At 60.9% G+C, this 19,416-nt stretch carries 20 protein-coding genes and 3 pseudogenes; 10 read left to right on the top strand and 13 right to left on the bottom strand.

The genetic code is table 11. The features are described 5' to 3' along the window. Positions 1 to 65: 65 nt before the first annotated feature. The gene (gene ubiT, locus NIM87_RS18290; RefSeq protein WP_254676192.1) at positions 66 to 560 is read right to left on the bottom strand and encodes a ubiquinone anaerobic biosynthesis accessory factor UbiT; all 495 of its coding nucleotides are present in this window, start codon (positions 558 to 560) and stop codon (positions 66 to 68) included. Positions 561 to 669: 109 nt separating this feature from the next. Between ubiT and NIM87_RS18285 the strand changes: the two are divergent. Beyond that, positions 670 to 2,153 (top strand): annotated as a pseudogene (locus NIM87_RS18285) (UbiD family decarboxylase). Then, positions 2,150 to 2,731 (top strand): annotated as a pseudogene (locus NIM87_RS18280) (UbiX family flavin prenyltransferase). The pseudogenes NIM87_RS18285 and NIM87_RS18280 overlap by 4 nt, the downstream one beginning before the upstream one ends. On the opposite strand, the pseudogene NIM87_RS18275 reads toward NIM87_RS18280, so the two are convergent. The 6 genes and pseudogenes from NIM87_RS18275 to NIM87_RS18250 all read right to left on the bottom strand — a co-directional run bounded on the left by NIM87_RS18275 (position 2,728) and on the right by NIM87_RS18250 (position 7,188). Beyond that, a pseudogene (locus NIM87_RS18275) lies at positions 2,728 to 3,414 on the bottom strand (NnrU family protein). The pseudogenes NIM87_RS18280 and NIM87_RS18275 sit on opposite strands and share 4 nt — an antisense overlap. Continuing rightward, positions 3,411 to 3,968, bottom strand: coding sequence for a hemerythrin domain-containing protein (locus NIM87_RS18270; RefSeq protein ID WP_254676191.1), 558 nt, complete (start codon positions 3,966 to 3,968; stop codon positions 3,411 to 3,413). The pseudogene NIM87_RS18275 and the gene NIM87_RS18270 overlap by 4 nt, the downstream one beginning before the upstream one ends. Then, positions 3,931 to 5,208 carry a cbb3-type cytochrome oxidase assembly protein CcoS gene (gene ccoS, locus NIM87_RS18265; protein ID WP_254676190.1) on the bottom strand — a complete coding sequence of 426 codons (1,278 nt, stop codon included), beginning with the start codon at positions 5,206 to 5,208 and terminating at the stop codon, positions 3,931 to 3,933. Before ccoS ends, NIM87_RS18270 begins: the two co-directional genes overlap by 38 nt. A 38-nt stretch (positions 5,209 to 5,246) precedes the next feature. After that, positions 5,247 to 5,549, bottom strand: coding sequence for a hypothetical protein (locus NIM87_RS18260; protein WP_254676189.1), 303 nt, complete (start codon positions 5,547 to 5,549; stop codon positions 5,247 to 5,249). 295 nt (positions 5,550 to 5,844) lie between these two features. After that, the gene (locus tag NIM87_RS18255) at positions 5,845 to 6,444 is read right to left on the bottom strand and encodes a DUF2189 domain-containing protein (RefSeq protein ID WP_254676188.1); all 600 of its coding nucleotides are present in this window, start codon (positions 6,442 to 6,444) and stop codon (positions 5,845 to 5,847) included. Between the two features lie 408 nt (positions 6,445 to 6,852). After that, positions 6,853 to 7,188, bottom strand: a complete 336-nt coding sequence (locus NIM87_RS18250) for a c-type cytochrome (protein ID WP_254676187.1) — start codon at positions 7,186 to 7,188, stop codon at positions 6,853 to 6,855. Positions 7,189 to 7,246: 58 nt separating this feature from the next. Here NIM87_RS18250 and NIM87_RS18245 point away from each other — a divergent pair, with 58 nt between their 5' ends. The 5 genes from NIM87_RS18245 (at position 7,247) to NIM87_RS18225 (ending at position 10,154) form a co-directional block, all read left to right on the top strand. Further along, entirely contained in the window at positions 7,247 to 7,414 is a 168-nt protein-coding gene (locus NIM87_RS18245) for a hypothetical protein (RefSeq protein WP_254676186.1), read from the top strand. 272 nt (positions 7,415 to 7,686) lie between these two features. Continuing rightward, complete coding sequence (locus NIM87_RS18240) at positions 7,687 to 7,938, top strand: DUF2249 domain-containing protein (RefSeq protein ID WP_254676185.1); 252 nt, start codon at positions 7,687 to 7,689, stop codon at positions 7,936 to 7,938. 43 nt (positions 7,939 to 7,981) lie between these two features. Next, positions 7,982 to 9,340, top strand: a complete 1,359-nt coding sequence (locus NIM87_RS18235) for a hypothetical protein (protein ID WP_254676184.1) — start codon at positions 7,982 to 7,984, stop codon at positions 9,338 to 9,340. Continuing rightward, positions 9,337 to 9,846, top strand: a complete 510-nt coding sequence (locus NIM87_RS18230; RefSeq protein ID WP_254676183.1) for a DUF2249 domain-containing protein — start codon at positions 9,337 to 9,339, stop codon at positions 9,844 to 9,846. Before NIM87_RS18235 ends, NIM87_RS18230 begins: the two co-directional genes overlap by 4 nt. A gap of 14 nt (positions 9,847 to 9,860) precedes the next feature. Then, a complete protein-coding gene (locus tag NIM87_RS18225; protein WP_254676182.1) occupies positions 9,861 to 10,154 on the top strand; it encodes a metal-sulfur cluster assembly factor in 294 nt (97 codons plus the stop codon). 5 nt (positions 10,155 to 10,159) lie between these two features. Here the strand turns inward: NIM87_RS18225 and NIM87_RS18220 are convergent, their stop codons facing one another. The 5 genes from NIM87_RS18220 to nirK form a co-directional block, all read right to left on the bottom strand. After that, positions 10,160 to 11,371: an NnrS family protein gene (locus NIM87_RS18220; protein ID WP_254676181.1), complete on the bottom strand. Its 1,212-nt coding sequence runs from the start codon at positions 11,369 to 11,371 to the stop codon at positions 10,160 to 10,162. A 71-nt stretch (positions 11,372 to 11,442) separates the two neighbouring features. Then, the gene (locus tag NIM87_RS18215; protein WP_408640095.1) at positions 11,443 to 12,201 is read right to left on the bottom strand and encodes a Crp/Fnr family transcriptional regulator; all 759 of its coding nucleotides are present in this window, start codon (positions 12,199 to 12,201) and stop codon (positions 11,443 to 11,445) included. Between the two features lie 182 nt (positions 12,202 to 12,383). Continuing rightward, complete coding sequence (locus tag NIM87_RS18210; RefSeq protein ID WP_254676179.1) at positions 12,384 to 13,088, bottom strand: Crp/Fnr family transcriptional regulator; 705 nt, start codon at positions 13,086 to 13,088, stop codon at positions 12,384 to 12,386. Positions 13,089 to 13,196: 108 nt separating this feature from the next. Next, positions 13,197 to 14,090 (bottom strand): SUMF1/EgtB/PvdO family nonheme iron enzyme, encoded by an 894-nt coding sequence (locus NIM87_RS18205; RefSeq protein WP_254676178.1) that lies wholly within the window; start codon positions 14,088 to 14,090, stop codon positions 13,197 to 13,199. 89 nt (positions 14,091 to 14,179) lie between these two features. After that, positions 14,180 to 15,307 carry a copper-containing nitrite reductase gene (nirK, locus tag NIM87_RS18200; protein WP_254676177.1) on the bottom strand — a complete coding sequence of 376 codons (1,128 nt, stop codon included), beginning with the start codon at positions 15,305 to 15,307 and terminating at the stop codon, positions 14,180 to 14,182. A 217-nt stretch (positions 15,308 to 15,524) separates the two neighbouring features. Between nirK and NIM87_RS18195 the strand changes: the two genes are divergently transcribed. Both NIM87_RS18195 and NIM87_RS18190 read left to right on the top strand, forming a co-directional pair. Continuing rightward, positions 15,525 to 15,968, top strand: coding sequence for a pseudoazurin (locus NIM87_RS18195; RefSeq protein WP_254676176.1), 444 nt, complete (start codon positions 15,525 to 15,527; stop codon positions 15,966 to 15,968). 61 nt (positions 15,969 to 16,029) lie between these two features. Continuing rightward, entirely contained in the window at positions 16,030 to 17,649 is a 1,620-nt protein-coding gene (locus NIM87_RS18190; RefSeq protein ID WP_254676174.1) for a PAS domain S-box protein, read from the top strand. Here NIM87_RS18190 and NIM87_RS18185 read toward each other — a convergent pair whose 3' ends face one another. Further along, positions 17,650 to 18,363, bottom strand: a complete 714-nt coding sequence (locus tag NIM87_RS18185) for a response regulator (protein ID WP_254676172.1) — start codon at positions 18,361 to 18,363, stop codon at positions 17,650 to 17,652. A gap of 101 nt (positions 18,364 to 18,464) precedes the next feature. Here NIM87_RS18185 and NIM87_RS18180 point away from each other — a divergent pair, with 101 nt between their 5' ends. After that, entirely contained in the window at positions 18,465 to 19,133 is a 669-nt protein-coding gene (locus NIM87_RS18180) for a helix-turn-helix domain-containing protein (protein WP_254676171.1), read from the top strand. Positions 19,134 to 19,416 lie beyond the last annotated feature (283 nt).

The raw sequence follows: 19,416 nt of genomic DNA, 5'->3' as shown, positions 1-19,416 counted from the left end.
GGCACCGGCCTCGACGGCTTCGCGATAGGCAGCTGGGGTTCCGGCTGGGCAGATCAATTCCATGACTAGGCCATCCCCCTGAGAGCGTGATCGCGAATGGCCTCTGCAATCCGCTGGAACGGCAGTGCCAGCGGACCAGCCATGGCTGCCAGATCTCTGGGGAGGTCGAAGCTGCAATCATCGAGGGCATTGCGCAAGGCCAGCATCGCCTCCATGTCCCCCGTCACCGAGAGGCTGCGCGAAAAGAACACCGCATCGCCGTCGATCCGGCCTTCCAGAAGAGCCAGCAGGGTCAGCATCGGCCCCGCGATGGAGGCGTCGGCACGCGGCTGGGCTGCCTTGCGGAAGGTGTGTATGAACTTGCTTTCCGGATGCACCAAGAAAACGAAGTCGAGATCGGTAGGTGCGAAACAGAAGCGCTTGTTGGCTTCGTTCCCGAGGCGATCGAAAAGGTCAGGGTGCTGCTGCAGCGCTCGGTGGAACGACTGGTTCACGACGCGCTGCACCAAGGCAACGGGCAGTTTGTCGATGGCCAAGGAGAGCGGGCGCGGCAGCAGCATCTGGCGGCTCCTGTTGAGTGGGACGCGGGATGTGTCTTAGCAGGCCGCCGCAGGCAGGACTTTGATGCAGCGCAAGGAAAGTCCGATGTGTCTCTGGCATGGCTTGACCATGAGCCACCGACTTCTGCCTACGCCGCGCTATCCTATTGCCCAGTCTTTGGGAGTATTCGTACTTCAGCTCGAAGAGCGTGGGTTGCTCCGACGCATCCGGGTTCCGGTCTCGATGAGACATGAGATTACCGAGATCCACCGGCGTGTACTCGAGGCCAACGGACCGGCGCTGCTGATCGAACGCCCCGTCCGCGAGGATGGGATGCCCTCGACCATGCCGGTGCTGATCAATGTGTTCGGCACGATCGAGCGGATAGCCTTGGCCATGGGACTGGATGTCCGCGACCTCGATGTTCTGGGCGAAGGGTTGGCCCAACTGCGATCCCCCAGGCCGCCGCGGGACATGCTGCGCGCTGCGCTGAGCCTGCGAACCAGGCCAGTAGGCAAGGCGCCATGTCAGGAGATGATCTGGCGCGGCGACCAAGTCGACCTTGCCTGCCTGCCGATCCAAACCTGCTGGCCGGGCGAACCTTCGCCGCTCATCACCTGGCCCCTCATCATCACCCGCTCTCCCGATGATCCGACCGACATCAATGTCGGCGTCTACCGGATGCAGGTGCTGGGCCCCAATCGAGCCATCGTGCGTTGGTTGCCCAGCCGAGGCGGCGTTCGCCACCACCGAATGTGGCGCGATCGCGGCGAGGACATGCCCATTGCCATTGCTATCGGCGCCGATCCGTCCACTCTGCTGGCAGCAGTGATGCCTTTGCCGGACGGGTTGAACGAATTGGGCTTTGCCGGCGTGCTGCGTCGTCGCCAGAGCCGCGTTACACGCGCCATCAGCGTGGCGTTGCCCGTGCCCGCCGAGGCGGAGATCGTGCTTGAGGGCACCGTGAGCGCGACCCAGATGGCACCCGAAGGGCCCTATGGCGACCATACCGGCTACTACAATTCGATCGAACCCTTCCCGGTCGTGACGCTCGGCGCCATGACCATGCGGCGGGATCCGATATACCTGTCCACCTATACGGGGCGCCCACCGGACGAGCCATCGAGGCTGGGCGAGGCGATGACACCGCTCTTCGTGCCCCTGGCGCGCCAGCAGTTCCCAGAGATCTACGATCTCTGGTTGCCCCCCGAGGCCTGTTCATACCGCGCCATGGTTGTGTCCATCGACAAGCGCTATCCCGGACAGGCGCGACGGGTCATGATGGGCCTGTGGTCAATGCTGCCGCAATTCTCCATGACCAAGCTGATCATCGCGGTCGATCCGGACATCAACGTCCGAGACTGGTCCGATGTCATGTGGGCCCTAGCAACGCGGTTCGATGCGACGCGGGACCTGTCGCCATTCCGGACACGCCCATCGACTATCTCGACTTCGCATCGCCCCGACCGGGGCTGGGTGGCAAGCTTGGGCTGGATGCGACCAACAAGATCGGGTCCGAAACCGCCCGCGAATGGGGCAGAACCCTCGTCATGTCGGATGATGTCATGGCCAAGGTTGAGGCCATGTGGCCCGAACTGGGGCTCGAAACATGACCAGCCATTGTCGCGTCGTCCTCGCTCTGACGGGCGCATCCGGGGCCGCCATAGGCCTGCGCATCGCCGAGCGACTGGCGGCAAGGGGTGATGTGGCCACCCAGCTCATCGTATCCGACGCAGCCATGCGCACCCTAGCGCACGAGATCGGCCCAGATTCCTGAGAGAGACTGGCGGCTTGCGCGGACACGGTCCACCAGGCCGGCGACATTGGTAGCACGATCGCGAGCGGCTCCTTTCGGACGGCCGGCATGATCGTCGCCCCATGCTCGATGCGGACCCTGGCGGCCATCGCCACCGGGCTATCCGATAACCTGATCACGCGCACCGCGGACGTACATCTCAAGGAAAGGCGGCGTCTTCTGCTGTTGGCGCGGGAGACGCCGCTTCACCTGGGTCATCTGCGCAACATGGTCGCGGTGACCGAAATGGGGGCCATTGTCATGCCTCCCGTGCCCGCATTCTATCAAAGACCGCAATGTCTGGCCGACGTGATTGATCACCTCGCTGCCCGAGCCATAGATATGCTCGGCCTGCCGGGGGCAGGGACCGCTGTCGAATGGGATGGCAAGGCCTAGGAGGTCGCCGCGGCCAAGGGGTCGGCGCCGAACAGTTCAGCATGGCCACCTGCTAGCAACCAGAACGTTGTGAGCGCAGCAACGATCATGGCAATGATCATCGGCCGATCAATTTTGAACGGCGCTCGACCCCAGATCATGGCGGCGAACGGGAAGACAGAACTGCTTAAAGTCGCGGTACTCCATGCTGAACCTAGCCGACGACGATTGCGGCGCTCGGTCATGGCCATCCCGACGATGGAGAAGATGCCCAAGGCTCCGAAGAGCATAACGCTCCTTACATCGCCATTCGCGATGAGGTGCCCGAAGGTCCACAGAAGAAAGCCCCAAAGTACGGGATGTCGCGTAATGGCGACGATAGCGCCTGCGTCCTGGTCGCCGCGGCGAAAGCTTATTGAGAGCGGGTTCGGACTTATGAGCCCGGCCACGAGGAAGAACAGGGCGATCGGCACAAGGTAGATCGCGATCCAGGCCCGCCATGCGGCGGGAGCCCAGAGTTCCACTTAGTCAGGCGCAAGTGCGGCGTGGAAGACCCACGCCAACGCGGCGATGGAGACAAGGGAGTAAAGCGCCAAGTACACCTTGCGACCCAGAATCGCCCTGAGACTTTGTCGAATGGCGGGAATGGCTGGGATGGAGTGCAGCGCGAGGAAGAGCGCCAAAGACAGCAGAAACGTAGTCAATGCAGGGATCGATTGATTGGAGTGATGTCTTCGAGCAAGTGGAGTAGATCCTGCTCGGCGTGTACATGCCGTCTAACGCTTTCGAAGAAGCTGCGCAGAAGATAGCCGGTGGCGTCGGGAGACATGATGCTCCGGCCGAGGAGCAGATCATTCAGGGCCTCCTCGACTTCCATGGCCGCTTGATCATCGAATTCGTGCTCTTGTCGAAGCCGTTCCGCCGCCATTCGCAGACCAGCATTGTCCGACGCCAGAAGGAGTGGCATCAGGACACGATCTTCGATCGCATGAGTCGCCCTCAACTGTTCGACCATGCTACTGGCCAGCACCTGACATTGCTTTCGCGGGACGTCGTTGGGCAGGCCATCGGCAATGCTTTCAAGCAGGTTGCAAATGTCCAGCAACCGAGAATAGCGATCTCTCAAACAGTTCAAGTCGACTTCCCCGTTAGGCGTCATCTTTTGGTACTCCTGGAGCCCCCAACATGACGCCTTGCCGTGCATCCGGCTTTGTTTTCGATCAAGGCAGGGCGTCATGTCGTGGCTGGTCGTCCTCATAGAGGAGGCGCTCCGATGCTCCGTCGAGATCTTCGTAATGGCCGTTCCGCAATGTCCATAGGAAGACGAGGAGGCCCAGAAGGCCAAGTACGATCGCAAGTCCTTCGATGCGACGGAACTTGTCTCCGGGGAGCAGGCTACCTCGTCCTGCGACGCCGAGCTTTTCCCCAATCCCTTCGACCAAGGTGTCGCGATCGCCCGATAGTATCTCGACGTGCAGTTGTTCATCCTGCAGCGTTTTGACGCTGTCGGCCGCATGGGGGCGGAGTTGATCGGTGAAGGCGAAGGCTGCCAAGGAAATTCCGTCCTTGGTGAACACGGTGCTGGCCTCACCAGCCTCCGCTGGATTGGACCAATTGGCCCGTCCTAGCTGATAAAGGTGGCCGCCGTGTCGCGCTTCAATGCCCAGTCCCGGCTTCTCCTCCACGTCGGTCCAAGCGACATCTGGTGCTGAGCGGACGCTGCGGGCTATTGCCAAAGAGTAAGGGTGACGCGAGAGGGCCGCCAGGCTTGCAGCCATGGCCTGCGCCTCGGCGCTGCCGCTTGAGGCAATTGGTGTGGCAGGCCCCGTGGTCAGTGTGCCGGTCTTGTCGAAGATTACGGTGTCGATCTCCGCAAGGCGCTCCAGCGCGGCGCCGTCGCGGACCATGATCCCAGCCTCGAATAGGCGGCGGGCTGCCATGACCTGTACCATGGGAACAGCAAGGCCCAAGGCGCATGGAAATGTAATGATGAGCACGGCAATGGCGATGGTTGCTGCATTGTACAAATCGCCATTGACGATCATCCATCCGAGGAAAGCCATTGCAGCGGCCAAATGGACGACTGGTGAGTACCACGCAGCGGCCCGGTCGGCTATGCGCCGATAGCGATTGCGGCCCGCTTCGGCATCCTCAAGCAGGGTGACAAGGCGACTGAGGGTCGAGCCGCTTTCGTTCGCCGTGGTGCGAATGGTCAGAGCCGCGGAGAGGTTGAGGGCACCGGCGGGCACGAGCTGGCCCGGTCCTATAGGCTCGGCGAGGCTCTCACCGGTCAGCAGACTTTTGTCCAGTGCGCTCGCACCGGTGAGCACCTCGCCATCGAGCGGTATGCGCTCGCCGATGGCCACGGCGATAGTTGCGCCCGGTGCAATTTCGGCCAACGGCAGGAAGGCGTGGCCCTGTTCTCCGTCAATGACAAGGGCGCCGGCCGGCGCGAGCCGCGCGAGGCCCTTTACCGCATTGCGAGCGCGCTCGCGCATTGCGTGATCCAGTGTGCGACCGATGAGCGGGAAAAAGATCAGCGAAGCGACGGCATCGAAATCCGGCCGGATCGGAGCGCGCCCCAAGCGGATTGATAGAAGACGCGGCCCGAATAGAGCAGGGCTGGCAAGGTGAGGACGGCGCAGATCCAGTGCAGCAGGTCGCGGGTCGGGCCATCGGCGCCAGCCCAGACCGAGCCCGAGAACATCATGATGTTCATCGAGCAGAACGCGGCCACGGCGAGTGCGCGGACTAGCGCGGTGAGGCCGCTATCCTTGCCGGCTTGTTCCAGCGAGAAGAGGTTGGGCTCGTAGCCCAGCTCGACCATGCGATGCACCATGGGCGGCAGGTCCTAGCCATCCCGCCAGCGCACGGTGACGCGCTTGCCGGAAAGGTTGACGCGGCTGGAGACGATACCGGGCATGGCAACGAGGGCGGTTTCGAATGCAGCTGGGGGAACGCAGCAACTTATGCGCGTCCCCCTAGAACCGCAACGCCCTGGGGCTTGCCCCGAGAGCGATCCTCCCAGAGCGCGGAATTCCGGATCGAATCCTCGCTTGTCCTCGGGGCAAGCCCGAAAGCGCTACGGTGTTTGCGGAATATGTGGGGCCAGCTGCAAGGTCGCATCGTCTGCCCTATTCTCCTTGCTCTGCCAGATAGGCGTGCCAAGTCGCGTGACCCAGAAGGGGGAAGATAATGATGAGGCCGAGCAAGCCGGTGACAAGGCTAACCAGCACCAGTCCAACGACGAGAGCGGCCCATACCAAGGTGGCCGGTATGTTGTTTGTGACGAACGACATCGAAAGACCAATTGCCGAGAAGGCGTCGTGGTGCCGGTCGAGCACGAGTGGAATGGAGAAAGCCCCGATTGCGAACGAGAAGGCGGCGAACAGGCCGCCGATGGCCGTGCCTACCACCAGCTTGGAAATGCCCTCAGGCGTGGTGAGGAGCATCGTCGTCACCTGGTCAAAGCCCGGAAAAGGACGCCAGCCGAAGAGCAGCGCGTAGAGAAGCACCGCGGCGCGAACCCAGATCAGCATCAGGGTCATAAGGACCGCGCCGACGAAGAACAGATGCATGCCGCCGCGGGGAAACAGCATGCCGCCGAAGGACAGCCTCGCTCCCGATGCGAGTCTTTGGCTCTTGACGTAAAGACCGGTTGCCAACAGCGGACCGACCACCAGGAAGCCCGCCAGCGCGGGAAACAGGATCTGTGCCCAATCTATGACGAACATGGCATAGATGATCGCGTAGGAAACCAGCGCTACGCCGAGACCATAGGCGATACTCAGGCCAGGTCGCCTCCACAGGTCTCGCCAAACCGCCCCCAGCCAGTCCAGTGGTGCATTGGCAGACAGGTGGCGGTTGTGATCGACCGCGCGGGGCAGGGCCGTTCATGGGGAGGCAGGATGTCGACCGTCTCTTTCATGGCGGGGCTCTTGAGGATTAGCAGCCGGACTTTACGGCGCGGAAATGATCGGTGCTGCCATCGGGCATCTTGAGGTGACTGACGCAGCTTGGTTGCGAGGTGAATGCGACGTAGACGAGGTGGGCGTCGGCCAGCAGGAGAACGGCAACAATGCCTATTCCCACCAACCAACCCAAAGGCAGACGCCACCTGGGGGAAGTGCCGTCTTGAGCGCTCATGGCGTCGCGCCTCGTAGGTCCATGACGAAGCGAGCCAGCAGGCGGATCTGGGTCGGGCTGAGACGGCCCTCCCACGATGGCATGATGCCTTGGCGACCGTCATAGATGGAGTGACGAATCGTGCTGCGATCGGCTCCGTATGTCCAGAAGGCATCGGTCAGATTGGGCGCACCAGTCTCGACCATGCCCGTACCGTCCTCGCCGTGGCAGCCAGCGCAATTGTCGACGAAGAGCGCTTTCGCACTTTCGGTTTCACCGGCCGACAGAGCCTTCTCACCCTGCAGCGAGACAAGATAATCGGCCAGGGCGCTGATCTCAGCGCTTCCTAGCATCTGATCGCGACCAAAAGCCAACATCTGCCCGTATCGGGACTCAGGGTGAGTCGAGTTGATGCCGACGCGGATCGTCTCGGCTACGGTCGAAATGTCGGACGGCGGCGAAAAATACTATCAGCGAAAGCCCGAATATCAGCCAGCCATGAGTGCCCAGCAAATCGCCGCGACCAGCAATGGCCATCGCCAGCCCGGCGACGACCAGGCCGCCAAGGATGATGAATGAGAAGGTCCTCTCATCGCGGGAAAAGTCTGAAAACACTGCCGGGCTCCCTTGGTCAAGCGGACGTCTGCGTGCAGGCGTGCGAGGTTTACCCCTAGAGCGACCGGACGTGCCTACTTTGCGCTGGATCGCAGGCCTTTTTCTCGATTGGCACGCCGGGCGTGATGCAATTTGCGCTGCGACAAAGTGCACGGGATCATCGCTGTTTAGCCTGCGATCATCCGGGCGATTGGTCGCCGTCCGGTCACTTGGTTTTTTGCGACCCGGACAGTGAAATGACAGAGCAAACGGAAGATCTCCCCTTTATCGATGTGCGCACCATTCAGCCCCGCGAGCGGCACCCGAAAATTTTCGCCATGGCCAATGGCCTGGCTGTTGGGGAGAGTTTCGTGATCGTCAACGATCATGACCCGCGGCCGCTGCACTATCAGTTGCAGGCCGAGTACCCTGGTCAATTCTCCTGGACCTATATCGAGAGTGGCCCGGACGTCTGGCGGGTGCAGCTCGGTCGACAGCTCAAAGCCTGAACCGGGCTGGGGCGGCCTTGCCGGCTGCCCCTTTTTCTGGAGCGTGATCATGCATATGGCAACAATATCGCGGTGGACGCTGGCATATTTCAGCTGCGCACTCGTCGCGCTGCTTTGTGCACTTGGACTGATGGCCGCGGGGTTCGGCTACCCCAATGACGGCCTGATGGCGCCCCGCACGCTGGTCGTGGTGCATCTGGTGACCATCGGCTGGCTGAGTCTGCTCATGCTTGGTGCTCTTTTACAATTCCTGCCGGTCTTGATCGGACGTGAACTTGTCTGGCCCAGGCTGCCCCCGGTCGTCCTCACCCTTCTTCTCATCGGTCTTGTACTGCTATTGTGCGGATTTCTTGCGCTGGATAGCTTGCACGGCCTGTCGGCCGACATCTTGCCATTTGGTGGCCTGATCCTCCTGAGTGGATTTTGCCTTGCTGCCGCGATCCTGTTCACAACGCTGCTGCGAGCCAGTTCACTCCCGCTGCCGGCTGGCTTCGTGATGCTTGGTTTGATCAGCATGCTGGTGACGGTCATGTTGGGAGAGACGCTTGCCTCCGTGCTTGCAGGACTGGTTGGCGGGGATTTTTCATTAGCGTTGGTCGAGCACGGGGTGGGGCTGCACGCCGCGTTCGGACTGGGCGGCTGGTTGACCCTTGCTGCCATGGGTGTCAGCTATCGACTTGTCTCGATGTTCCTGGTCGCGCCCGAGCGAAAAGGTACGCTGACCGCTGTGGCGTTCTGGAGCGCGGCAGTCGCATTGGGCGCGTTGGTAGGTGCCCTTTTTGCGCTGATCGCGACAAACACGTCCTGGCCACTGGGTCTCGCACTGACCGGCATTGCGGCTGTACTCGCGGTCGGAGCCTATCTGATCGATATCGCAGCACTCTACAGAACGCGACGCCGCGCGACGCTGGAGCTGCACATGGCAGGGGCGGTGGCGGCTATGGGCATGCTGGGTCTGGGCGCATCGCTCCTGACCTGGGCGCTCTGGTCAGGCATTGAGAGCGCACTGGCTGCCTCCATGCACGTGCTTTCCCTTGGATGGTTGGGAGGCCTGGGGCTTGCCATGCTCTACAAGATCATTCCCTTTCTAACCTGGCTTGAATGCTTTGCGCCCCTTATGGGCCGTATCACGACCCCGCGCGTGCAGGATCTGGTCAACGAAAGCCGTGCCGCCCCTTGGTTCGTTCTCTATTTTGCGGCTGAGCTCGCAGGCGCCGCAGCACTTTTTCTCAAAGTTCAGCATGTATTCCAATTGACGTCCATGTTGCAGCTGTTGGGTGCGGTTGGTCTTGTTGTTCAATATGTTCGGGCCAGGCGTCTGGCCGATCTGCCGACGGCCTGGCAAAACCACCCCAGACCCCGCCTGATCTTGCCGGCAACCAGAAAAAGGAGTGTCGTATGACTGATGCGTTTGAACTCGATGTCCGTCCAATCCTGCGCAATGGGGGCGAACCGTTTGGTGCTATCATGGGTGCAGTCAATGCCCTTGCGCCCGGGCAGAGCCTGAAGCTTTTCGCAACGTTTCGTCCTGACCCTCTTTTCACCGTAATGGCGGCCAAGGGCTTCGGCTATGAGGCGACACGGCTGGATGATGGTGACTGGGAGGTAGTGTTTGTGCCCAATGCACAATCTGAAGGCGCACCGACCTCAAGGCCGGAAGATCCAGATAGCTGGGCCGATCCCAGCCACTATCTTGACTGCACTGAAATGGATCCGCCCGAACCGATGGTGCAAATCCTGGCTAAGCTTGAGTCCATGTCCGAAGGTGAGGTCATGTTCGCGTTGCTCGGGCGCGAGCCCGTTTTCCTGTTTCCAGAGCTACAAGCGCGCGGCCACGCCTGGGCAGGCGATTTTGATGCCGAGGGGACGGCCTACCGGCTGATGGTGCGGGCAGGCCCACGATCATGACGCCAACCCCGAGAATGCACATCGAAGCCGATATACGCGCTGCGTTGCGGACGGTCATCGACCCCGAACTGGGACACAACATCGTCGATCTGGGCATGGTGTACGATATTGATGTAGGGGACGCCGGGAAGGTAGACATTCTGATGACAACCACGGCCCGCTTCTGCCCGGCCAGCGCATTCCTGCAGGAAGCAGTCGCAGCGGCGGCCGGCACCATTGACGGCGTGGAAAAGGTGAAAGTTGAACTAACCTACGATCCACCCTGGACGCCGGATCGTATGGCGCCTGAGATCGCCATCCGGTTCTGAAATGCCTATTCGGGCCGTGGCTTGCGACGCGTCAGGAGAGCAGGGCCGTATTCGACCACATAGAGCAGGAAGGCCGCCATCCAGCATAGGCCGCTGATGGCGACAAGGGTCATGTAGTGGGCCGGAACCAGCATGGCGCCAGGCCGCAGTACGGCACCGATGACAAGAAAGCCATAGCTGGCGGCGGTGAGCGCCGGTGCTGTTAGGGGCATGCCGGTATGGCCACGCGTCGCCCGGCTCATGATTGCCAGTGTCATCAGGCCGATCGCGCCAACAGTAAAGACATGAAGGGCGGAGGCGGCGTCGACCAGACCGGAGGGTACCAGGGCTATGGCGAAAAAGCCAAGAGGGACAGCAGCGTATGCCAGATGCAGCACAAGGACCAATCGCTCTTCGGCGGTCTGCCAGCTCTGCCAGCGTGCCAGACGCATCGCATGCAGCGCGCCCGCCACGATGCAGACAATCACAGTTGCAAGGTGGGTCGGCCAAACAACCCAAAGACCCAGGCCTGCAAGCGCGGTCAGGAGCGCCAGAGAGTCGAGGCGATCATAAGGGGCAGGCAGATTTATGACATGCCGCTTCGCCAGCCAGTTGCGGGTGAAGCTGGGCACGACACGTCCCCCGATAATGCCAATCAGCATGATATAGGCAGCGACCGCCAGGCGGTTGGCAAGGCCGGTATCAGCGCCCCAAACAATCAGGGCGTGGTAGCTGGCATTGGCGATTGCCAAGGCAAGGACGGCCGCCAAAACCTTAAGATCGCGCCACTTGCGACCGGCAATCACCTCGCGCAGACAGATGGCAAAGAGGAGGGGCAGAAACAGAATGTCGACACCGACTGCCCATCCCACCCCGACGAGGTCCGGTCGGATGAGGACAAGTCGGCCTGCCAACCAGACAGCAAACAGGATAGCAAGCGGAATTCCGGAGACCGGCAATCTTCCGGTCCAGTTGGGAATGGCGGTCAGCAAGAACCCGGCCAAGGCTGCGCTCGTGTAACCAAAGAGCATTTCGTGGGCATGCCAGGCAGCACCACCATAGCCGGACCCTATCGGGAAACCGGTCATGAGGCACACGACCCAAAGACCCATGGCCACGACGGCCCAGATACCGGCTGCCAGGAAAAAGGGGCGGAACCCATAGGCCAGAATCACCGGGCCGGTATGCGCTATTCCGCGTGGAACGGGCTTGCGCTTGATTGGATGTGTTTCATTCATGTGGCACCATGGAGCAAGTCGATCCGTTCCGCTTACCGATCCGGGGGCGCCCTATCATTGTTCTGGCGCAATTAATCCGAACTGTCCCAGCTCCGGCCGTCCGCAAGCGCCTGTAGGCGCGCCTTGTCGAGCACGCGCAGTTTTTGCCGCCCACCTTCCACGATGCCTTGGCTCTCCCAGGCACTTAACAGGCGCGATACCGAATGCTGTGTTGTGGAAGTCAGGGCAGCAAGGTCCAGTCGCGTGAAGATCAGGTCGAGCCGAATTCCGTTACCATCGTCCTGCCCCGTCTGTTCGGCCAGACGAAGGATCGCATGGGCGAGGCGCCGCTCGACATTTTCGGTCGACAATTCGCGGATGCGGGCATGGGCTTCCTGCAGGCGTTGACCGATGGCTTTCATTGCGTTGGTGGCGAGGCGTGCATTCGTTTCGATCATGCTGGTCCAAACCGCATTGGGCCAGCACAGGATGAGACTTCTGGCGGCTGCTACTGATGTTCCCGGATAATCATGCCTTTGCAGCGCAGGCGCGAAACCAAAAAGTTCGCCGGGATGAACGACGCGGACAAGTATGTGCCGTCCTTCGGCAGTTGTCTGCGTTACCTTTAATCGGCCATGGATGAGCAGAAAGAACTCTTCTGCACGCTGCCCCTGACGGAAAACCTTCTGACCGGTGTAGATCTGGCGCACACTTCCTGACATCAGGAGCTGCTCCAGTTCGAGAGCGGGCATTTCGGCGAAGAGTGGCAAGGTTCGTATCTGTTGCCAGTCGATGCCGACCAGTGCGCTGTCGCTCCATTCCAACTGCCTGACGAAGTCGTCAAAAGTCATCGGTATGAGCCATGCTGTCCGCAGACACCTCCAGGCCGGACGTGCGGCCGAACCAATATGGCAACGTGACTATGGCCGAACCTACGGGTGTTGACATCGGGTTCCTCGCTGGCTCCTCAGCAGGTCGACCCATACCGTATCCGACCCAAAATGCTCATTCCTTGCGGTTGAGCAAACTAGCGTCAGGTGTCAGCAGCGTTGCCTTCAGCCATGGCTTCAAGCCGTGCTTTGTCTCGGACCAGCAGCTTCTGCCGACCGCCCTTGACGATTCCCCGGCTTTCCCAGGCGCTGAACAGGCGAGACACAGTGTGAAGTGTCGTGCCGGTCAACTCTGCGACATCCTGGCGGCTCAATGGGAAGTCGATGTGGATACCATCCTCCTCCCGGTGTCCCGCCTGTTCCATAAGGCGCAGCACCGCATGGGCAACACGGCGTTCAACTTCCTCGGTGAACATTTCGCGTATACGCGTGTGAGCTTCCTGAAGACGCTGCCCAATGGTGCGCATGGCGTTGACCGCGAGATTTGGGTTGTGCTCGACGATATCGCCCCAAACCTCATTGGGCCAGCACATGACCACACTTTCGGCAGCGGCGATGGGTGTTCCGGGGTAGTCATCACGTTGCAGGGCCTGGGCAAAGCCGAACAGGTCGCCAGGATGCACGACGCGCACAATTATCTGCTGCCCTTCGGGCGTAACTTGGGTGACCTTGAGGCGTCCGTGCAGGAGCAGATAGAATTGGCTGGCCTTTTGCCCCTGTTCGAATACGGCTTCGCCTATGGTGACGCGGCGCATGCTGGCACGAGCCAGCAGGCGATCGAGTTCGGCATCTACCATGTTCGCGAAAAGCGGCAGGCTCCGAACCAGACTTCGATCGATATCGGCCACGATACTGTTTCCCGATTGGCGATAGGCTGGGCATGCAACAAAACGCCAATGGGCGATACCGTTCCGGTGTCGCACCCGCGGATCGGCCTGGAGCCTGTTGACCCAAAATTATTGGATGGGAAAGAAGCGCAAAATCAGGCTTTCATGCCAGCTCGGGCGCCGGACCAGGCGAAAACCCAGATTGTCGGGAGGAATGCCCACCGAGCAACCGCCGCTCTTGGCGTCCCGGATGAAGAAGCTGGTCGCGGCCCGATGCTTACCTTCGAGCACACGGATCGTGCAGGCCGGTTGTTCGCTGACGACGGTTCCTGCAGCATCGACACGCACTCGACGGTGGCACGTGTCAGTCCATTCCCAGACATTGCCCGACATGTCCATGATGCCATTGCTGTTCGCTCCGAACCCGCCCAGTGGGCGAGGGGCCGGGTCGGCGGTGCGGTTGCGCGCCGCTTCGGCCCGATAGTTGGCTATCCAGCGAAGGGCGGGATTGGCGGGATTGTCCGCAAGTTCGAGGGCGTCATCCTCGAAGCGCTCGGCCGCCGCGTAGGCCCACTCGGCATCGGTCGGAAGGGCCCACGTTTCATTCGTGACCGTGCTCATCCACGTCGCATAATCGATGGCGTCCTGGTAGCTCACGCCGGTAACGGGCGTACCATCGAGGCCCGGATTCGGGGCCGGAGCACAGGCATTGTCGGCCACGCAGCGTGCATAGTCCTCGACGCTCACCTGATACTGCATGATCTCGAGCGGCCGCGCGAAGGCCACCGTCGTGATCGGCGCGTCCATCGGGACATTGTCCCGGAGGAAATGCCCCTCGGCGCGGTAGGTAAGGTGTCCCGGAGGCAGAGTGACCGTGGCAGGGAGTATGATGTCGCTGGAACGGAACACATCTGGCAGTGTTGGTGCGAGTTGAACGGCCAGGGCACTCAGTGCCAATGCGAGCAGTGCCGCCGGCAAGATGAGTGGTGTCAGGTCCTTTGGTTGGACAGCATGGACAGTCATTTCCGCCTCCAGGACGGTGCCGGTGCTAAGGGGGTTAGGAACCGGCAAGGGGTACGCGAAGCGGCATTGCCGCTTCGCTTGATCCGGCGTCACAGCGGCGTGGGTGCCAGGACACTGGTCATCAGGTCATTATTCCACTCGCCCTCGACCACCAGGTGTCCGGCCGCGCCGAACTCGAAGGCCTCGATCAGGTTGTGGTTGACGTAGGCGTAGACGCCGGGCTGGTGGAACGTATAGACCGCCGCGCCAGCGGTCCCGCCCGGGATGAACCAGGTCTCCTGATCGACATCGGGCGGCGTGTGGAACTTGCCGGTGGGCCAGACGAAATCGCCATGACCGCCGATCAGGTGCGGGCGCGTGTCGCGATTGGCCTGCGAGTGCAGGATCAGAACGGTCTCGCCGACCTTGGCCGTCAAGGCGTTGTCACCTGTGAGCGCGCCGACCTTGCCGTTGAAGACGATGTGGCTCGGGACGAGTGTGCGCATGGCTTCCACGGCGTCTGCGTAGCCGTCGCCAATGCTCTCGTACGTCTTGTAGTTGCCGTCCGCATCCTTGGGGACATAGAAGTCCTGCTCGCCGACGTAGTATGCACGATCATAGGCGATCGGATTGCCCTTGCCGTCCTTGAGGCCCTCGCGTGGCAGGACCATGATGGCCCCGTTCATGCCCGAGGTGACGTGCCAGGGTACCATGCCTTCCGGAGCGCAATGGTAGACGAAAACGCCCGCCTTGGTAGCCTTGAAACGCAGGATCGCCTTCTCGCCTGGATTGACGTTGGTGAGGGCAGCGCCGCCCAAGGCGCCGGTCGCCGAGTGAAAGTCGATGTTGTGCGGCATGAGATTGGTGTCAGGATTGATCAGGGTCAACTCGACATAGTCGCCCTCGTGCACGACCATCATCGGTCCGGGCACCGAGCCGTCGAAGGTCATAGCCCAGAGCTCGACGCCATCCTCGACCTCGTGCCGCTTCTCTTCGATCGTCATGGTGAATTCGACGATCTTGGGGGCGCCGGTTGCGACCTGTTCATGCGCATGAATGAAGGGGGGAGCGACCAGGTCGACCTTGACCCTTTCCAACGTGTTGACGTCGACTGCCGGAAGCGCCGCGGCGACTTCTTGTGCCGTCGTGGCAACCATGGCCGTCAACTGCGCGGTTGCACCAATGGCTGCTGCGCCAGCAAGTAGAGCACGCCGCGAAAGCATGGTGTTGTGGGTCATTGTTCTTCTCCATGGTCGGGAACAACATGTCTTATTCCGTCGCTGCCGGGTCTACGCCTGTGCTGACAAGCCTTCATTGATCGAGAACAAATAAGCGGTGGGAGTTTTTGTCGCAGGCGTGGTCCGCAGTATTTGACACGGATCAAAGACCGCAAATCCTGCTGCGCCTAGAACGACGCCAACGGGTCAGCCGACCCACTTGCCAAGGAGAACCCCGATGCGCGCAATTACTACCACCCTCATGACCCTGGTCGCTCTGGGAGGTCTGGTCGCCCCGGCACTCGCCGCCGACTATGAAATCCACATGTTGAACAAGGGCGAAGCCGGGACAATGGTCTTCGAGCCGAATTTCCTTGCGATCCAGCCTGGCGACACGGTGACCTTCATCCCTACCGACAAGAGCCACAACGTCGAGAACATCAAGGACATGCTTCCTGAAGGCGCCGAAGTCTTCAAGAGCAAGGTCAATGAGGAGTTCGTGGTGACCTTCGACGTGCCGGGCCTCTATGGCTTCAAGTGCACGCCGCATTTCGCGATGGGTATGGTTGGTGCCATTGCCGTGGGCGACGAGCTCCCAAATCTTGATGCTGCCAAGGGGATCAAAGTACCTAACAAGGCGCAGGAACGTCTCGACGCCGCCTATGCCGGCCTCGGAATCTGAGCAACATCTAGCATCGCTGAGAAGCATATTTGCCCTTCCGCACTGCGGAGGGGCTTTTTTGTTGCCCAGAAGGTCTTTTGGAAGAACACGTAAACCAGTAAGTCTGCGTGAAACCACAACAGGATCAAATGAAGTGACGAGCCCACTGTCAGACCAGGTCGACCTCATTGGGCAGGCTCGCAAGCTTCGGGCCATGCTTGAATCCGCAGTCGACGCCATCATCACCATTGACGGCAAGGGGATCATCACCACCGTGAACCCGGCAGCTGCGCGCTTGTTCGGCTATCCGCAGGAAGCCTTTCTGGGAAAAAATGTCCACTTTCTCATGCCTGAGCCCTATCACTCGGCTCATGATGGTTACATCGCCAACTACCACAGCACGGGAGCACGCAAGATCATCGGAATCGGGCGGGAGGTCACGGGGCGACGGCAAGATGGCTCGACTTTCCCGATGCATCTTGCGGTCAGCGAATTCGAGATGGATGGTCGGGTGCATTTCACCGGCATCATCCATGATCTCTCTAGTCAGAAGTCCGCAGAGCAGGCCTTGCGCCATGCCAACAAGATGGAGGCGATGGGGCAGTTGACCGGCGGCATCGCGCACGATTTCAACAATCTGCTGACTGTCATTATCGGCAATCTGGAAATGCTGGAAGCCAAGCTAACGACGACGGGACAGCGGGAACTGGCGACCGAGGCCTTGGAGGCTGCCGACCTCGGTGCACGATTGACGGTCCGCCTGCTGGCTTTTGCCCGTCGCTCGCATCTCGAGCCAGAAGTGGTCAACCTGAACGATTTCGTGCTCGGGCTGACCGACATGCTGCATCGCACCATGGGTTCGACCATATCGCTGTCAAACGCACTGACACCGCGCCTTTGGTCGACTCGAATCGACCCATCGCAGGTGGAGAGCGCCTTGGTCAACCTCTCGGTCAATGCCAGGGATGCCATGCCAGAGGGCGGACGACTCATCATCGAGACCAGCAATGTGAGCATCGATGGGCCGATGAGCGAAGATATCGAGGGTCTGGCACCTGGGGACTACGTTCGTCTGTCGGTGGCGGATACGGGGCAGGGAATGCCGCCAGAAGTGCGCGAGCGGGCATTCGAACCGTTCTTCACGACGAAGGAGACAGGTCGCGGGACTGGACTCGGGCTCTCCATGATCTATGGGTTCGCAAAGCAATCGGGCGGTCACGCCACGATCTACAGCGAGCCCGGCCGTGGGACCACCGTCAACATCTACCTGCCCCGTCACGGTTCTGCGGAACCACAGGTCGATGCCATCGATGACGTCGAGCCCGCCCTGGTCGGCAAGACCATCCTTGTGGTGGAGGACGACCCCCGGGTGCGCCGGCTGACCGTCAATCGTCTGGAGGCACTGGGGTATGCGACGCTGGTGGCAGCCGATGCCCACGAGGCGTTGGCGATCCTCAGCAGCGGCGCGGCCCTCGATCTGATCTTCACCGATCTTATGATGCCGGGTGGGCTTTCTGGATACGAGCTGGCGCACCGGGTCGCAACGCAATGGCCGGCCCTGCCGGTCCTGCTGACATCTGGTTACGCGGATGAGCTGGTTCGGCGCGATGCTGACGCCATTTCTCACCTCAAGGTGCTGAGCAAGCCATATCGGCAAGCTGAGCTGGCAAAAGCCATTGCAGATGCGTTGCAGCCGGAATGACTAGCGATCAAGCCGCGTGGGAGTGAAGCTATAGCCGGCACCGCGCACTGTCTTGATGAGGCGAGGCTGGCGCGTGTCGGTCTCGATAAGCTTCCGAAGCCGCGCCACCTGATTGTCGATGCTGCGATCGTTAGGGGCGCAATCGTGACCCTTGAGCAGGTCCATAATGCGGTCCCGGTCCAGGACTGCGTGCGGATGGCGGGTAAAGACGACCAGCAGATCGAATTCGCCGGTGGTCAAGGGTATTTCCACTCCATCCGGCGCCCTGAAGCTCCTGCGGGACGGATCGAGCTCGAAGCCATCGAAGCGGATCGTGGCAGGGGCACCTACTGCTGGGTCGATGGTCTTGCTGGTGCCACTGCGCCTTAACACGCTGCGGATGCGGGCCAGCACTTCGCGCAGGTGGAATGGCTTCGAGATGTAGTCGTCGGCCCCGATTTCGAGTCCGACGATGCGGTCGATCATTTCGCCTTTGCCGGTGATCATGATGATGGGCACGTCGGACACGTGTCGAATTCGCCTGGCGACCTCCAATCCATCCTCTCGCCCCAGATTGAGGTCGAGAGCGACCAGATCTGCTTCGCTCACCACGGACTCGATCTTGTCTCCGTTCCCGGCCTCGGTGACTTCGTAACCCTCGCCTTCAAGGCAACTACGAAGCATTCGACGGACCTGTGGATCGTCATCGACGATTAGAGTGTGCTGGCTGCTCATGCGGTTGGGTCTGCCCACCGTTACAATCGGTTACAATTATCGGATAGGCCGATTACATTGCCATGGTCAATTCCGTCTCGTCACCAGAGCGGAGCCACACTATGTACGTCTTCCCCCTTGCTGCACCTGAAGCGCGAAATTTCGTTCGACAGACTTCTCAAGATGCGGGGAGCGTGATTGGCGCCACGACCATTCTTTTCCATGAAGGCGACGATGCGGACTCGCTCTACGAGGTCGTCAGCGGCGTCTTCCGTGCGACCAAGGTCTTTTCGGACGGACGCCGGCAGGTCGTGGCTTTTGCCTATCCGGGGGACGTCATTGGCTTTGGTCATGGCGACGCCTATCGTTTCGACTGCGACGCCCTGACGCCGGCACAAGTGCAAGTGACGGCACGGGGTGACTTGCTGGACGCTATGCGCTCGCGTCCGGAACTGGGCGAGAAATTGATCAACCTCGCGGCAGCGGAGGTCGCCTCCATGCACGATCTGTCCGTGCTGCTCTGCCGGAAGTCGGCGATGGAGCGCATTGCGGGATTTCTGCTATCCTTGGCCGCTCGCACCGGCAAGAAAACGAATGACCAGAGGGTTTGCCTGCCCATGTGTCGCGCCGACATCGCGGATCATCTTGGGATAACCATTGAAACGGTGAGCCGGAACATGACCAAACTGAAGACCCGTGGAATCGTCGACCTTCCCGATCGTGGCTGCTTCGTTGTTCGAGACCTTCACCGATTGCAGAACCTCGCCGACAGCGAGTCCTCGGTGCATTGAGGTTGTCATGTCTCGTCGACGTGTCGCGAGAGCGCGTTTTGCTAAGAAGTCGGCCGCAGACCGCGTACGGGTAGCATTGCTGGCATGCGGAGGTCACCCTCTCGCCGTGACCATAGATGCGTCCCGTTCCCCAGAGGAATATCGGGTGGAAGTCGAGCTCACCGAGTCTTTCGAGCGCGCACTGCTGAAAGTGCTGCTCTCCAGTGAAGCTTTCCGTGTCGACGTCCATGACGCGGATTAGGGTCTGGACTCAATTGACCCACCACGAGAGCGCGGCTGCAAT

Source organism: Devosia ureilytica, assembly GCF_024273195.1.
Lineage (GTDB): Bacteria > Pseudomonadota > Alphaproteobacteria > Rhizobiales > Devosiaceae > Devosia > Devosia ureilytica.
This window is presented reverse-complemented; position numbering and strand designations above follow the sequence as displayed.